The 14562-nt window shown below is 65.9% G+C and carries 16 protein-coding genes; 8 read left to right on the forward strand and 8 right to left on the reverse strand.

What is annotated here, in order from left to right; genetic code table 11:
* Positions 1–28: 28 nt before the first annotated feature.
* Both AACH32_RS15720 and AACH32_RS15725 read right to left on the reverse strand, forming a co-directional pair.
* Positions 29–754, reverse strand: coding sequence for an RsmE family RNA methyltransferase (locus AACH32_RS15720; protein ID WP_338601513.1), 726 nt, complete (start codon positions 752–754; stop codon positions 29–31).
* Positions 751–1659 carry a 50S ribosomal protein L11 methyltransferase gene (locus AACH32_RS15725; RefSeq protein WP_338601515.1) on the reverse strand — a complete coding sequence of 303 codons (909 nt, stop codon included), beginning with the start codon at positions 1657–1659 and terminating at the stop codon, positions 751–753. The genes AACH32_RS15720 and AACH32_RS15725 overlap by 4 nt, the downstream gene beginning before the upstream one ends.
* 88 nt (positions 1660–1747) lie before the next feature.
* On the opposite strand from AACH32_RS15725, the gene larB reads away from it, so the two are divergent.
* Genes larB through AACH32_RS15740 form a run of 3 tightly spaced genes read left to right on the forward strand, consistent with a single transcriptional unit; the run spans position 1748 to position 3455 of the window.
* Complete coding sequence (gene larB / locus AACH32_RS15730) at positions 1748–2500, forward strand: nickel pincer cofactor biosynthesis protein LarB (protein WP_338601518.1); 753 nt, start codon at positions 1748–1750, stop codon at positions 2498–2500.
* Between the two features lie 10 nt (positions 2501–2510).
* On the forward strand, positions 2511–2960 hold the full coding sequence (dtd, locus tag AACH32_RS15735; protein ID WP_338601521.1) for a D-aminoacyl-tRNA deacylase: 450 nt from the start codon (positions 2511–2513) through the stop codon (positions 2958–2960).
* A 9-nt stretch (positions 2961–2969) separates the two neighbouring features.
* Positions 2970–3455 (forward strand): hypothetical protein, encoded by a 486-nt coding sequence (locus AACH32_RS15740; protein WP_338601523.1) that lies wholly within the window; start codon positions 2970–2972, stop codon positions 3453–3455.
* A gap of 75 nt (positions 3456–3530) precedes the next feature.
* On the opposite strand, the gene AACH32_RS15745 is transcribed toward AACH32_RS15740, so the two are convergent.
* Together AACH32_RS15745 and AACH32_RS15750 are read right to left on the reverse strand one after the other, a co-directional pair.
* On the reverse strand, positions 3531–5213 hold the full coding sequence (locus AACH32_RS15745) for a Na/Pi cotransporter family protein (RefSeq protein WP_338601525.1): 1683 nt from the start codon (positions 5211–5213) through the stop codon (positions 3531–3533).
* 177 nt (positions 5214–5390) lie between these two features.
* Complete coding sequence (locus AACH32_RS15750) at positions 5391–5825, reverse strand: hypothetical protein (protein WP_338601529.1); 435 nt, start codon at positions 5823–5825, stop codon at positions 5391–5393.
* Positions 5826–6143: 318 nt separating this feature from the next.
* On the opposite strand from AACH32_RS15750, the gene AACH32_RS15755 reads away from it, so the two are divergent.
* Together AACH32_RS15755 and ybaK are read left to right on the forward strand one after the other, a co-directional pair.
* Entirely contained in the window at positions 6144–7271 is a 1128-nt protein-coding gene (locus tag AACH32_RS15755; protein WP_338601531.1) for a hypothetical protein, read from the forward strand.
* 3 nt (positions 7272–7274) lie between these two features.
* Positions 7275–7760, forward strand: a complete 486-nt coding sequence (gene ybaK, locus AACH32_RS15760; protein ID WP_338601534.1) for a Cys-tRNA(Pro) deacylase — start codon at positions 7275–7277, stop codon at positions 7758–7760.
* A gap of 3 nt (positions 7761–7763) precedes the next feature.
* Here the strand turns inward: ybaK and AACH32_RS15765 are convergent, their stop codons facing one another.
* From AACH32_RS15765 to AACH32_RS15775, 3 genes are all read right to left on the reverse strand, one after another.
* The gene (locus AACH32_RS15765; protein WP_338606671.1) at positions 7764–8174 is read right to left on the reverse strand and encodes a C-GCAxxG-C-C family protein; all 411 of its coding nucleotides are present in this window, start codon (positions 8172–8174) and stop codon (positions 7764–7766) included.
* 123 nt (positions 8175–8297) lie between these two features.
* Entirely contained in the window at positions 8298–8705 is a 408-nt protein-coding gene (locus tag AACH32_RS15770) for a C-GCAxxG-C-C family protein (RefSeq protein WP_338606672.1), read from the reverse strand.
* Between the two features lie 104 nt (positions 8706–8809).
* Positions 8810–9568: an NYN domain-containing protein gene (locus AACH32_RS15775; RefSeq protein WP_338601537.1), complete on the reverse strand. Its 759-nt coding sequence runs from the start codon at positions 9566–9568 to the stop codon at positions 8810–8812.
* Positions 9569–9753: 185 nt separating this feature from the next.
* On the opposite strand from AACH32_RS15775, the gene glgP reads away from it, so the two are divergent.
* On the forward strand, positions 9754–12306 hold the full coding sequence (glgP, locus tag AACH32_RS15780; protein WP_338601540.1) for an alpha-glucan family phosphorylase: 2553 nt from the start codon (positions 9754–9756) through the stop codon (positions 12304–12306).
* Here glgP and AACH32_RS15785 read toward each other — a convergent pair.
* The gene (locus AACH32_RS15785; protein ID WP_338601543.1) at positions 12303–12821 is read right to left on the reverse strand and encodes a hypothetical protein; all 519 of its coding nucleotides are present in this window, start codon (positions 12819–12821) and stop codon (positions 12303–12305) included. The genes glgP and AACH32_RS15785 overlap by 4 nt on opposite strands.
* A gap of 54 nt (positions 12822–12875) precedes the next feature.
* On the opposite strand from AACH32_RS15785, the gene AACH32_RS15790 reads away from it, so the two are divergent.
* Positions 12876–14033 carry a sugar phosphate isomerase/epimerase family protein gene (locus tag AACH32_RS15790; RefSeq protein ID WP_338601546.1) on the forward strand — a complete coding sequence of 386 codons (1158 nt, stop codon included), beginning with the start codon at positions 12876–12878 and terminating at the stop codon, positions 14031–14033.
* Positions 14034–14112: 79 nt separating this feature from the next.
* Complete coding sequence (locus AACH32_RS15795; protein ID WP_338601549.1) at positions 14113–14556, forward strand: DUF3795 domain-containing protein; 444 nt, start codon at positions 14113–14115, stop codon at positions 14554–14556.
* The last annotated feature ends 6 nt before the right edge of the window (positions 14557–14562 follow it).

Genomic DNA, 14562 nt, shown 5'->3' on the forward strand with positions numbered 1-14562 from the left:
CCGTGGTGCAACTAAAATTTAACGATGATCACAGGGCAAAACGTATCACACCGGCCACCACCAAGGAAGCGGTCTCTGCCCGGAGGATGGTGTGGGGCAGGCGGCAGGAGACAAAGCCGGCGGCCGCGGCCTGGGCGGCCTCCTCGGGAGTAAAGCCGCCCTCCGGGCCGACCAGGGCCCAGACCTCGGCCGCCCCGGCCAGGCCGGGCAGGGCCTGGGCCAGGCTGGTGCGCGCCTCGTCTTCATAGAGCAAAAGCTTGCCCGCCGAGGCGGGGGCGGCGGCCAGCACCTGGGCCAGATGGGCGGGAGGCACGAACTCCGGGGCCTGGGCCGCGCCGCATTGTTTGAGCGCCTGGCCGGCCAGGCGCTGCCAGCGGGTGAGCTTGGCCCCTCCCCCGTCGGCCTTGGGCACCGCCCGCCGGGTAAGCACCGGGCGCACCTGGTCCACGGCCAGCTCGGTGAGCTTTGCCGCCAACAGGTCCATGGCCGGGGACTTGAGCAGGCCGGGGCACAGCACCAGGCGCGGCGCGGGCGGCGCAGCCTCTTCCAGGGCCTCCACCCGCACGATGGCCCCGCTTTTGTCCAGGCGGGTCAGCACCCCTCGGGCTCGACGCCCCTGCCCGTCGATTAGCTCCACCTCGGCGCCGGGGGCCAGGCGCAGCACCTTGCGGGCGTGGGCCGCCTCGGCCGCGGCCAGGGCCACCTCGCCCACGGCCAGGGCAGCGGGATCCACCAAAAAGCGCCGGAGGCTCACGCCAGCACCAGCACCAGAGCCGCCCAGCCGCCCAGGGAGTCCTGCTCCACTACCTTGAGGCGCAGGGCGGCGAACAGCTCGCTCATGGCCGGAATCTGGTCCACCAGGATGCCGCTGATCACCAGCTCGCCGCCGGGGGCCAGGAGGCCCACCAGGGGCTGGGCCAGCTCGGTGAGTTCATGGGCGATGAGGTTGGCCAGCACCAGGGGAAAGCGCTCCTGGATTTCCTGCAGGGGCGTGGTCAGGGCCACGATGCCTTTGCTCAGGCCGTTGCGCTCCGCGTTGGCCAGGGTGGCCTTCACCGCCTCGGGGTCGATGTCGATGCCCACCACCTGTTCGCTGCCGAACAACAGGCAGGCCAGGCCCAGGATGCCCGAGCCGCAGCCCACGTCCAAGACCCTGGCGGGCAAACGGCCCTTTCCGGCCAGCCGCTCGATGCGCCTGAGCACCAGCTGGGTGCTCTGGTGCTGGCCGGTGCCAAAGGCCTGTCCCGGATCGATGACCACCACCATCTGGCCTTCCTGGGGCACGGCCTCTTCCCAGGGCGGGGCCACGATGAGCCGCCGGGACACCAGCCGGGGATGGAAGTAGGCCTTCCAGGCTCCGGCCCAGTCCTCTTGGGGCAGGTCGCTGAAGCTCACCTCAACCGGGCCCTCCTGCGCCTCCTGAGCCAGGGAGTCGGCGTAGCGCTCCACCAGGGCCTTTTGGGCCATGAGTTCGGCGCTGGTCTCCAAAAAGGCCCGCACCGTGACCAGGTCGGGGGTGCCCAACTCGTCGATGAGCTGCACGCCGTGGCCGGTGAGGTTGGTGAGAAAGTCGGCCGCCGCCTCGGCCTGGGGGGCCGGGGCCCTGAAGAGCACCTCCTGCCAAACCGGGACAGGGGCGGATTTGCCGTTTTTTTCCATGAGCCCTCGCGTTTGCGCGCCCGCCGCGGGCAAGCTAAAATATCTGATTCAAATATTAGTTAGGTTGCCTGGAAAGGACAAGACTTCTGTGAACAGCGATAGTCTCAAACAACTTCTGGAGCAAGTGGCCGCCGGTTCCCTGGAACCGGAGCAGGCCATGCAGCGGCTGAAAAAACTGCCTTACGAAGACCTGGGCTTCGCCCGGGTGGATCATCACCGCGTGCTTCGGCGGGGCTTCCCCGAGGTCATCTTCGGCCAGGGCAAGACCCCCGAGCAGATCACCGCCATCTCTCGCGCCCTGCACGCCCAGGGCGCGGCGGTGCTGGTGACCCGGGTGGACCGGGCCAAGGCCGAGACGGTGCTGTCCGAATATCCCGAGCTCGCCTATCACCCCGACTGCGCCTGCCTGAGCCAGCTGGCCGCCGAGCCGCCCCGGCCGGGCAAGGGCACGGTGGTGGTCATCGCCGCGGGCACCAGCGACCTGCCCGTGGCCCAGGAAGCGGTGCTCACCGCCGAGCTGATGGGCTCCAAGGTGGAAACGGTCTACGACGTGGGAGTCAGCGGCCTGCACCGCCTGGCCAGCGCGGCCGAGGTGCTCATGCAGGCCAGCGCCTACGTGGTAGTGGCGGGCATGGAGGGAGCCTTGCCCAGCGTGGTGGCCGGCCTGGTGGACAAGCCGGTGGTGGCGGTGCCCACCAGCGTGGGCTACGGCACCAGCTTCGGAGGCCTGGCGGCCCTGCTGGGCATGCTAAACTCCTGCGCCCCCGGCCTCAGCGTGGTCAACATCGACAACGGCTTCGGCGGGGGCTACCTGGCCGGGCTCATCGACCACCTGGGCTAGGGGCCGAGCTTTGCGGGCGGTAGTGCAACGGGTGTCCCAAGCCTCGGTGGAGGTGGAAGGGGCCGTCGTGGGGGCCATCGGCCCCGGCCTCATGGTGCTCCTGGGGGTGAGCCGGGATGACGGACCGGCCGAGGCCGCCTGGCTGGCCGCCAAGATCGCCGGGCTGCGCATCTTTCCCGACGCCCGGGAAAAGCTCAACCTCTCGGTCTTTGACACCGGCGGCGAGGTGCTGGTGGTGAGCCAGTTCACCCTGTGGGGCGACTGCGCCAAGGGACGCCGCCCCGCTTTTGTGCGCGCCGCCGGAGGCGAACAGGCCGAGCCCCTGTACCTGGCCTTTGTGGAGGAGCTGCGCAAGCTGGGGCTCACCGTGGCCACCGGCAGCTTCGGGGCCATGATGGAGGTGAGCCTGGTCAACTCCGGCCCGGTGACCCTTTTGCTGGACACGGAAAAAACGTTCTAGGAGATAGCCATGGACGAGTTGAAGCCCGATCTGAGCGCCTACATGCCCGAGGGCTGGACCGGCAAGTACCCCCCCTGCCAGATACAGGTGAACCCGGACGGCGAGATGTCCTCCCAGGGGCGGCCCATGATCCACCCCACCATCATCAAGCTCATCTACGACTCGGTGCGCCTGGAAGACGGGCACTACGTGGTCACCATCGACGGCCAGACCTGCGAGCTGGAGGTGGCCGACACCTTCCACGTGGTCAGGCAGGTGGACTTCGCGGGCGAGGGCGCCACCCTCACCATCAGCGACGCCAGCCGCGAGGCCCTGGACCCGGCCACCCTCAGCCTGAGTGACAACGGCATCGTCTACTGCCAAATCAAGGGCGGGACCTTCCCGGCCCGGTTCAGCCGGGCGGCCTACTACCAGCTGGCCGAAAAGATCGTGGAAAAAGGCGAAGGCTTCGCCCTGGAGCTGGGCGGCAAGAGCTGGCCCCTGGCCGCCGCCTAGGCGCTCGCAACCCCACCAACAGCAAAAGGGCCCGCGAGGGCCCTTTCATTATGCGCGGTGCCGGTGATAAACGCCCTAGCGCAGACCCGCCACCGCCTGAGCCACGTTGTAGCAGTAGTCGCCCACCTTTTCGAAGTTGGTGAGCATGTCCACGAACACCAGGCCGGGGTCCACGGTGCACACGCCGGAGCGCAGGCGGGTCAGGTAGTCGTCGCGCATCTGCTCGCGCATGAAGTCGATCTCGTCTTCCATGGTCTGGGCCACTTCCATGATGTCCCGGTTGCGCTCGGCCGCGGCGGTGACCACCATCTCCAAGAAGCGCCCCACCTTGTTGCGCATGGTGCGGTAGTCTTCCATGCCCCGCTCGGCCAGCTCCAGCTTGTTCTCCACCATCTCCTCGGTCAATTCGGCCAGGTTCTCGGTGGCGTCGCCCACCCGCTCGATGTTGTTGACCATGCGCAACATGGAGTTGATCTCGCGGCTCTCGGCGTCGGTGATGGTGCCTTGGCTCACCTGCACCAGGAAATCGGTGATCGCCTTTTGCAGGTTGTCCAGGGCCTCCTCGGATTGCTTCCAGCGGGCCAGGTGCTCCAGCTTGCGGTTGAACATCACCTCGGTGACGTCGCGGTACATCACCTGGGCCAGGCGGCCCATGCGCACCGTTTCCTCGCGGGCCTGGGTGAGGGCCACGGTGGGGTTGTCCACGAACTTGTAATCAAGGTGCATGGGGCGGCCCAAATCCATCATTTGGGCCTCTTCGGGCTTGCCCCAGGTCAGTTTGGTGGCCACCCTGACCAGGATTGGCAGACAGGCCAGGAAAACGGTGGCGTTTATGACGTTGAACATGGTGTGGGCGTTGGCGATATAGCGGCTGATGTTGGGCTGCTCGCTGCCCACCAGTTGCTGGGCCGGTCCGATGCCCATGATGCCGCCGGTCACCCACTCCACCAGCCACAGGAAGGGTTTAAACAGGACGACTATGTACAACACCCCCATCACGTTGAACAAGGTATGGGCCCGCGCGGTCTGGCGGGCCACCAGGGTGCCGCCGATGCTGGCCAACTCGGCGGTTATGGTGGTGCCGATGTTGTCGCCCAGGATCAGGGCCACCGAACCCGGCAGGTTCAAAAGCCCCTGGCTGGCCAGGGCCATGGTTATGCCCACCGTGGCCGAAGAGGACTGCACCAAGACCGTGAGCACCGTGCCGGTGAGCACGCACAGCAGGATGCCCCCGATGCTGCCCGCGTCGAACTTGGTGAAAAAGGCGATGAACTCGGGGTGGGACCTGAGCGGCTTGAAGCCGTTTTTCATCAGCTCCATGCCGTAGAACAAAAGGCCGAAGCCCAGGATGATCTCGCCCACGTACTGCCACTTGCGGCGCTTGGCGAAAAACTTGAACGCCACGCCGATGAAGATGGCGGGCAAGGCCAAGTCGCTGATCTTGAAGGCGATCAACTGGGCGGTAATGGTGGTGCCCACGTTGGCCCCCAGGATCACCCCCAGGGCCTGGGTAAGGTTCATGAGCCCGGCGTTGACAAAGCCCACCAGGGTCACGGTGGTCACGGAGGAAGATTGCACCACCGCGGTGACCAGGGCCCCCACCAGGCAGCCCACCACCCGGCGGTTGCTCACCGCCTCCAAAAAAGCGCGCAGGCGGTCGCCAGCCACCTTTTGCAACCCCTCGGACATCAGCTTCATGCCGAAGAGGAAAAGGCCCAGCCCGCCCAGGGCTTGAATTATTATGCCGGTGAAATTCACGGTTCTACGGGTAGCCTTGCGAGCGTGAGAAAAGCTCTTTGGTAACCTGCATGTGACACTGCGGCTTTATTTATCGCCCAGCATGGCCAGCGTCAACCCTAAAACTCCCGTGGCGTGGCATATGATTTGCCAGCAAATACAAGCTACCACAAGAGCGCAGGCGGCAAGGCCCCAAATTTACGGAGCAAGGCTGGTGTTGGCCTGCTCTTCCAAGACGGCCAAGCGCGACCGTAATACGATCTGTTCCTTCTCGGGCAAAAGATGAAGTTCGCCGCCGGCCTCGGGATCGCTTACGCTGAAAAGGGGCGTGCCATGCACGGTGTCTTCCAGGTAAAGCGACTGTCCGTATTCCAGGGACAAGCGGTCCAGGGCCAAATCGCGGGGGTCGTCGATGCTCCTGTCCAGACGGCGCCGCCGCTGCCCCAGGCCAGCCACGATGTCCCCGGTGATCCTGTCCACCAACTGGCGGCGCCGGGCCTCTATGCTCAACGTGAGCTGGGTGGATTCGTCGCCGCCCGCCGTGGACACACGCCGTTTGCTGGCCGACGCCCGGCTGATGCGGCGGGCATGCGCGCTCAGCACGCTACGCAGTTCATGATCGGTTATTCTCACTTGCTGCTCCGCCCGGATGGTTTTCTTTTCTAACTATTCATTGATTCTAACTCTTTTTTCACAAAACACACAACCGCCTCGTGGCCGGCCGATAACCTTGACCCCGGACGGTTTCCAAGGCTATCCTGAAAATAAGGTCGGGTGATTTATTTAGTACTTTCTGCACCCAGATTGGAGGTGCGATGTTCTGTCCTCGCAGGGACAGGCACATCTCCCGCCTACCTGTCTCCGGGCTCAGTCCCCGGAACACCCCCCCACGGCAAGCGCCAAGGCACATAATGGGCAGGGCCGGCTATAGCCCGGTCCAAGGAGAGATTTATGCTGCAAGAGCGTCAACTTCATCAACTCGCTTCTATCCGGACCACTCCCCACGCCACCTTGAGCCTGTATCTGGCCCTGGACCAACCCAGGGATCAAAGGCTTTTAGCCTGGGGTGATCTGATAAAACGCAAGGAGCAGCAATTGAGCGGCAACGGAGGAGCCGCCATGTGGTCCGCCCTGGGTGAAGACGTGCAAAAAGTGGCCAAGCTGGTGGATGACCTGCCGGCCGGCGCCGGCCGGGGCCTGGCGGTGTTCGCCTGCGGCCAGGCCGGCCTGTTCGAGACCCTAAGCCTGGACGTGCCGGTGGGCAACCTGTTGGAGACCGGGCCGGCCCCCTATATACGCCCCCTGGCCGCCCTGGCCGGAGATCTGGCGGAGACTCTCGCCATCTTGCTTGACGGGAAAAAAGCACGTTTTTTCAGGTGCTTCCTTGGCAGCACCGAAGAGTTACCCGAGGCCCAGATATTGGGCGAGGCCGGTCCCAGCCTGGAGGGCAGCAGCCAGGGGCGCACCGGTGACAGCCATCTGTCGCGCAAATCCGACCAAGCCAGGACCCGCTATCTAAAGGAGGTGGCCGCCCAGGCCCGGAGCCTGATGGAAGGCGCGGGCTATGAACACCTGGTGCTGGGCGGCTCCCGCGCGGCGGTGGAAGATATCAAGGAGCTGTTGCACCCCTATCTGGAGCAGCGCCTGGCCGGCGAGTTCGTCCTGGACGTGGGGGCCGGAGCCTCCCAGGTGGCCCAGGAGGTGAGCCAAGTCCTGCAGGAGGCGCGGCGGGCCCGCCAGGCGGGCCTCCTGGCCAATCTGGCCGACAACCTGGGGCCGGGCGGCCAGGCGGCCACCGGGCTCAACCAGGTGCTGGGGGCCCTGTTCGAGGGCAAGGTGCACACCCTGTTCGTGCGCCGGGGGCTCACCGCCCACGGCGGAAGCTGCCCCTCCTGCGGCCGGTTGCGCCACGTGGCGGGCATGTGCCCCATTTGCAACCAGGCCATGACCCCGGTGGACGACGTGGTCAACCTGGCCGTGGCCGGAGCCCTGGTGGGTGGAGCCCGCCTGGAACAAATCGAAGGAGACTCGCCCCTGGACGAGTTGGGTGGCGTGGCGGCACTGTTGCGCTATGCTTGATCAATGAGCAAAAAAGACAAGATACCTGCCACGCCGGCCCTGCACGCCTTGAAGGGGGCCGGCGTGGCCTTTGTGCCCCGCATCTACGATTATGTGGCCCACGGCGGCACCGGCGAGGCGGCCCGCCAGCTGGGCCTGGACGAGCATCATGTGGTCAAAACCCTGATTATGCAGGATGAAAACGGCGAACCCCTGGTGGTGCTCATGCACGGGGACAAGGAGGTCTCCACCAAGAGCCTGGCCCGCCAACTGGGGCGCAAGACGGTGGAGCCCTGCGCCGAGCGCGACGCCCAGCGCTACACCGGCTATCAGGTGGGGGGCATCAGCCCCTTCGGCACCCGCCGCGCCATGCCGGTGTTCGTGGAAAAAGGCATCCTGGAGTTGGAGCGGCTCTACATCAACGGCGGCAAGCGAGGCCTGTTGGTGGAGATAAGCCCCCAGGCGCTCCTCGAGCTGCTGAACCCCGCCCCGGTGGAAGCGGCGCTCTAGCCTCTATTCGCCGGGCTCCACCGCCCCCGCCTCTTCCAGCAACCGGCCCAGATACTCGGCCATTTTCCCGGTGAGTTCGGTGCAGATGTTGCGGCGGCTGTCCGGGTTGCCGTAAAAGCTCTTGACCTCATCCTTGTCCCGCCAGTCCACTTTGGCTATGGCCGCGCAATCGGTGCCGCCGTAGGACTCGCACAGCTTTTCAAAGGCCTTGCTCAGCTTGAAACTGAGGCGCCACATGTTGGCGTCGTCCATTTCGTCCGCCCGGGACTTGCTGTAGCGGGCCGACACCGCGGCGATGGCCCCCAGGAGGATGCCGCAGGTGCGCCCTGAGGAGGCGATGCCCCCGCCATAGGCGCCCACCGCGCGGATCATGTCGGGGTTGTCCAGGCCCAGCTTTTCCTGGCCCACGGCCAGAACCGCCTGGCTTCAATGCATCCTCTTCTTGAACAGATCCTCGGCCTTGGCGCGCATCTCCTCTGCGGTCATGCCCTCTCTCCCAAGTATGACGTTTAGGCCCTATGCCCCGGCGAAGGGGCCCTATTCGGCCGGCCAGGGCCGGTTTTGCTCCAAAAGTTCGCTCAGGCAGACCGCCATGTCGCAAACCAGCTCTTCACAGCGCCGCCGGGTGCTGTCCGGCGCGCTTTGGAACCAGCGGCGCTTGACCGGGTCGTTGTAGTCGAAGCCGATGATGTCCCGGCAGTCGGCCCCGCCATAGGGCGCGGTCAGCTGTTCAAAACGTTCCACCAGCAGGCGGGCCAAGGGCTTGAGCCGGGGGTCTTCGCTTCCCTGGGGGTCGGCGCAGCCGTAGAGCCCGGCCACCATGCCCACCGCCCCGGTGAGGATGCCGCAGACCCGGCCGCTGCGGGCCACTCCGCCGCCGTAGGCGGCCATGGCCTTGATCACCTCCGGCTGGAAGCGCCCCACCTTTTCCTGACCCACGGCCAGAACGGTTTGGCTTCAGTTGTAGTTCTGGTTGAAAAGCTCCAGCGCGCGCCGGCGAATCTGTTGTGTGGTCATGGTGTCTCCCAAGCAGATGCTCTCCCGTCGCTTCAGGCCGCCGCCCCGAAGCCCTCCACGGTGTAGGTGCCGCTACGGGTGTCCTTGTGCAGGGTGATGAGCCCCTGTTTCTGGGCGTCCAGGAGCAGCTCGGAGAAGGAGCGGTAGCCGTGATAGGACTCGTCAAAAGACGGCTGCTTGCGCTTCATGGTGTCCTTGACCATGGAGGCGTAGATGACTTCCTTGTTTTCGCGCTGCAGGGCCACCAGCGACTGGATGAGCAGCTGGTACACCTCGCGGTTGGCCTGGGGCAGGCCCTGGGGCAAGGCGGGGGGCTGGTTGCGCTGGCGCTCCAGATCCTCGTAATAGACGAACTCGTCGCAGTTGTCGCGCAACAGGTCGCTGGTGGAGGCCTTCATGCCCAGGCCGATGACCCGCTTGCCGTTCTCCTTGAGCTTGCTGACCAGGGGCGAGAAGTCGCTGTCTCCGCTGACGATGACAAAGGTGTCCACGTGGCTCTTGGAGTAGCACAGGTCTATGGCGTCCACCACCAGGCGGATGTCGGCGCTGTTCTTGCCGGTTTGGCTGCGCTTGGGGATCTCGATCAACTCCACGGCCAGCTCATGGAGCTGATGCTTGTAGTTGCCGTAGCGGGTCCAGTCGGCGTAGGCCTTTTTCACCACCACCTTGCCCTTTTCCACCAGGCGCTCCAGGATCAGGCGGGCGTCAAAGGTCTCCTTGCGGTTGTTCAGGCCCAGGGCCAGGTTTTCAAAGTCTATGAACACGGCCAAGGTGTGTTCGCTATCAGGCAAAATCGCCTCCAGGTTTGATCGCGGCGCGGGTATGGGCTTTTGCCCCGTTCCGGTGTAAGTTACCATACCTTGACGTTAGGGCGCAGGTCCAAGGTGCGGCCTTGCTATTTGAGCCCTTTCGTGTTCACAATTGAGCATCCGAACCCCGAGGCCCGTTGCCCTGAATTCAGATAAAGGGGGTTGCCGTGCGGCCCAGCCTTACTTTTCAAATCAAGCCCGACCTTCCCGAGTCTTTGGCGCCACTGGCCGAAATCGCGGCCAACCTGTGGTTCTCCTGGCACGCCGGGGCGATAGACCTGATGCAACGGGTGGACCACCACCTGTGGCGCGAGGTGAACCACAACCCCGTGGCCCTGCTCAACCAGATCAGCCAGGAGCGCCTGGAGACCCTGGCCGAGGACAGCGGCTTTTTGGCCCAGATGGACCGCGTGGTCGAGACCATGCGCGCCTACCTGGGAGCCACCAAATGCGCTTTCTTGAACGGCCGGGCCCCGGAAGGCCTCAAGATCGCCTACTTCTCGGCCGAATACGGCCTGACCGACTGCCTCTCGCTCTACTCCGGGGGCCTGGGGGTCTTGAGCGGCGACCATTTGAAAAGCGCCAGCGACCTGAACCTGCCCCTGGTGGCGGTGGGCCTGGCCTATGGCCAGGGCTACTTCAACCAGTACCTGAACGCCGACGGCTGGCAGCAGGAAGAGTACCACCCCAACGACTTCTACAACCTGCCCATGAGCCTGATGACCACCGATGACGGCAACGAATTGCGCATCAGCGTGGACATCGAGGGGCGGCCGCTGCAGGCCAGGGTTTGGCGCATATCGGTGGGGCGAGTGCCCCTGTACCTCATGGACGCCAACATCGAAGACAACCCGCCGGAGTTGCGCTCCATCACCTTCCAGCTCTACGGCGGCGACCGCGAGATGCGCATCCGCCAGGAGATTCTCTTGGGCATCGGCGGGGTGCGCCTGCTCAAGGCCCTCAATATCGAACCCAACGTCTTTCACATGAACGAGGGCCACAGCGCCTTCGCCAGCCTGGAACGCATCCGTCAGCTCCGGCAGGAAAAGGGCCTCAACTTCAACGAGGCCCGCGAGGTGGTGCGCGCCTCCAACTGCTTCACCACCCACACCCCGGTGCCGGCGGGCAACGACTATTTCGACCCCGATCTGGTGCGGCGGCACTTCTCGAGCTATGTGGCCGACCTGGGCATCTCCCTGCCGGTACTCATGGCCTATGGCCGGGTGGACCCGCGCAACGACAGCGAACAGTTCTGCATGACCGTGTTGGCCATGCGCCTCAGCGACTTCGCCAACGGGGTGAGCCGCCTGCACGGGCGGGTGAGCCGCCAAATGTGGCAAGGGGTGTGGCCCCATTTCCCGGAAGAGGACATTCCGGTGGGGCACGTCACCAACGGGGTGCACATCCCCTCCTGGATCAGCAGCGACATGGCCTACCTCTACTACCGCTACCTGGGCCCGGGCTGGCACGAGGACCCGGATAGCCAGACGGTGTGGAAGGCCATCGAGGAGATGCCCGACGCCGAGCTGTGGCGGGCGCGGGAGCGCCGCCGGGGCCAGATGGTGGCCTTTTTGCGCAACACCATGGTCGAGCAACTGAGCCGCCGGGGGGCCAGCGCCGAGGAGCTGCGACGGGCCGGCGAGGCGCTCAACCCCGAGGCCCTGACCATCGTCTTCGCCCGGCGCTTCGCCACCTACAAGCGTGCGGTGCTCATCGCCCAGGACCAGGAGCGCCTGGCCAAGATACTGGGCAACCCCCAGCAGCCGGTGCAGATCATCTTCGCGGGCAAGGCCCATCCCAAGGACAACGAGGGCAAGGAGTTCATCCGCCGGGTGGTGGCTCTGACCCACGACAAACGCTTCCGCGACAAGATCGTGTTCATCGAGGACTACGACATCAACACCGCCCGCTACCTGGTGCAAGGGGCCGACATCTGGCTCAACACCCCGCGGCGGCCCATGGAGGCCTGCGGCACCAGCGGCATGAAGGCGGTGGCCAACGGCGGGCTGCACCTGAGCATCCTGGACGGCTGGTGGGACGAGGGCTTCCAGCCCGGCCTGGGCTGGGCCATCGGCCGGGGCGAGGAGCACTCCGGGGAGTATCCCCAGGACGAGGTGGAGGCCAGGGCCCTGTACCGCCTGCTGGAAGACGAGGTGGTACCCTTGTTCTATCGCCGCGACGCCTACGGCCTGCCCCGGGGCTGGATATCCTACGTCAAGAACAGCCTGCGCAACCTGTGCCCGGTGTTCAACAGCCACCGCATGGTGGAGGATTACGCCGAGAACGCCTACCTCTCTGCCTCGCGGCGCTTTTTGAACCTGGTGGCCGACGAGTTCAGTGGGGCCAAGGGGTTGGGGGACTGGTCTCAGCGCATCATGGAGAACTGGAGCCAGGTGCAGGTGGTGAGCGCCGAGAGCGCCGCCCCGCACAGCGCCATTTGGGGCCAGGAGCTACCCATAAGCGCGATGGTGCGCCTGGGCGACCTGAAACCCGAGGACGTGGCGGTGGACGCCTATTACGGCCGCCTGCGCCCGGACGGCGAATTCGCCGAGCGCCTCACCCACACCCTGGAACCGGTGGGGCAAAATGACGGGATGTGGCGTTTCGAGGGCAAGGTGCTGGCCCAGAGCACCGGGCGCCTGGGCCTGGCGGTCAGGGTGGTGCCCAACCATCCCCTGGCCGGGAGCAAATATTCCCTGGGTCTGGCCGCCTGGAGCTAGCCTTCGTTGGGGCCCGGCTTGGACTTGGCCGCGAAATGCAGGCGGCGCGGCGCGTGCAGGGAGGGCCGATTGGCCGCCAGGTTGCGCTCCTGCCAGGAACGGCTGAGCACAAAGGTGGGGGCGTCGTCGCGGGAACGGGGGGCATTGCTCAGGAAGTCCTGGGCCACCCAGTCTTGCACCAGGGTTCGGCCCTGGTCCAGCGGGATGCCCAGCACCCGGCATATCTCGGGCAGGGTGATGGTTTCGTTCTCGTCGAACATGGGCAGCACCCGCTTTTGCGGTTTGGTCAATTTGCGGCGAGCCTCGGCCTCCATGCGCTGACGGCGCTCGTCTTCGGTTTCCACGCCGGGAGGTCCGCCCTGCTTGAGGTAGTCGTTGATCTTGTTCATGAAGCCCAGGGCGACCCAGTCGCCCAGCAGACCGGCTTCAACGAGGCGGTCCGCCTGCTGGGAGCCCATGAAATCGCGCCAGCGCAGATACACCTCATCGGAGAGATTTAGTTCAATGACCGGCATGCTCGACCTCCTTTGGCCAATGATTTACCAGCATCCGCTCCCGGAGTCCAGGCAATGAGTTCGCCGGTGTTGTGGTTGGCCGGTTCGGCCCCGGCCCGCCGGCGGGCCGCGGCGCTGATCGCCCGCTTGTCCCAGAGCGCCCGCGTTCTCACCTTGGGCCCGGCCGGAGACCCGGCCCCGGACCTGGTTTTGGGGCCCGCGCCGGACGTGACCCTGGCCCTGGAGGCCTGCCCGCCCGATCTGCGCCCGGACGCCCTGCTGGTCTTGGAGCCTAACGATCCCCCCGCCGGGGCGCCGGGCCTGCCCTGCCCCACCCTGGCCTGGGGAGGCGAGTGCGCCGCCTGCGACGCCCCGGCCCCGGCCGACCCCGGCGCCGCGGCCCGGGCCTTGCTGAGAGCCGCCGAGCAAGGCCGCGCCTGGCCTTGGCTGGCCAGGGTCAACGTGAACCTGCCCCTACGTGATCTCCTGGGCCGCTACCGCCGCCTGTCCGCCACGGTGGCGGTGAACCCTGAGGTGTACATCGACCACCAGGCCCTGGAGCGCCTGAGCGACGCGGACGTGGCCCAGGCCAGGCAGGCGATTCAGAGCCGCCGGGTAAGCGTGCACTTGCCCTTCCTGGACCTGAGCCCCGGCAGCCCGGACCCGGACATCGCCCGCGCCAGCCTGGAGCGCCTGAACCGGGCGGCGGACTGGGCCTTGCAACTGGGCGCGGCCCAGGCGGTGGCCCACCTGGGCTACAACGCCGACACCCACCGCGACCTGGGCGAGTTTTGCCGCCGCCTGGGCGGCAGCTTCGCCCCTCTGGCCCGGCGCCTCGAGCAGGGCGGCTGCCGCATGGTCATGGAAAACACCTTCGAGCCCGGCCCCGCGGTGCTGCTGGCCGCCCGGGAGGCCATTGTTCAGGCGGGCGGCCCGGCGGTCGGCTTTTGCCTGGACGTGGGTCACGCCTATTGTTTTTCTCCCACCCCTTTGGGCGAGTGGTGGCAGGGCCTGGCTCCCCAGCTGCAAGAGATGCATCTGCACGACAACGACGGCAGCTTCGACTATCACCGCCCTCCCGGCTGCGGGCTGGTGGACTGGGAGTTCTTGGGCCGCTCCCTGGCGGAGCAGGCCGAGCCGCCGCTGTTGACCATGGAGCCCCACGCCGAGCCGGACCTGTGGGCCTTTTTGCGGGGCCTGGAAAAGGTGTGGGGCCTGCCCGGCCCGGCTTGAGACCCGGCCCACAAGGATGATGCGTCCGGCCCCGGCGGTGTGTTTTACTGAAAGTAGATACCCAGCCGGAGGCCTGAGCATGGATTATCTCCACCTAACCGCGCCCTGCGGCCTGGACTGCTTCAATTGCGCCTTTTACCTGGTTACCCAGGGCGATGAGCAATCCCTCGAGTTGATCCGCTCCTACCACAAGTTGATGGGCATCCCCCTGGAGGTCATGCGCTGCCAGGGCTGCCGGGCCCACAAGGGACGGCCGCCCATGCATGCGCTTTCCTTCGACCGCCCCGGCCCCTGCCCGGCCTATGCCTGCAGCCGTCAAAAGGGCCTGAGCTTTTGCTACGAGTGCGACGACTTTCCCTGCGACCATCTGCACCCCTATGCCGACCGGGCCAACAAGGTGCCCCACAACACCAAGGTGTTCAACCTGTGCCTGATCAAAAAGATGGGGCTGGAAAAGTGGGCCGAGCAAAAGGCCGGCAAGGTGCGCCAGACCTATTTCCACAAGTGGTGGACCCTGGAGTGAGCCGCC

The organism is Desulfoferula mesophila, from assembly GCF_037076455.1.
GTDB classification, from domain to species: Bacteria; Desulfobacterota; Desulfarculia; order Desulfarculales; family Desulfarculaceae; genus Desulfoferula; species Desulfoferula mesophila.

Coding starts and splice junctions, on each gene's coding strand:
- AACH32_RS15725 (WP_338601515.1), bottom strand. CDS start 1,659: ATGGAAAAAAACGGCAAATCCGCCCCTGTCCCGGTTTGGCAGGAGGTG.
- AACH32_RS15740 (WP_338601523.1), top strand. CDS start 2,970: ATGGACGAGTTGAAGCCCGATCTGAGCGCCTACATGCCCGAGGGCTGG.
- AACH32_RS15755 (WP_338601531.1), top strand. CDS start 6,144: ATGCTGCAAGAGCGTCAACTTCATCAACTCGCTTCTATCCGGACCACT.
- ybaK (WP_338601534.1), top strand. CDS start 7,275: ATGAGCAAAAAAGACAAGATACCTGCCACGCCGGCCCTGCACGCCTTG.
- AACH32_RS15785 (WP_338601543.1), bottom strand. CDS start 12,821: ATGCCGGTCATTGAACTAAATCTCTCCGATGAGGTGTATCTGCGCTGG.
- AACH32_RS15790 (WP_338601546.1), top strand. CDS start 12,876: ATGAGTTCGCCGGTGTTGTGGTTGGCCGGTTCGGCCCCGGCCCGCCGG.
- AACH32_RS15795 (WP_338601549.1), top strand. CDS start 14,113: ATGGATTATCTCCACCTAACCGCGCCCTGCGGCCTGGACTGCTTCAAT.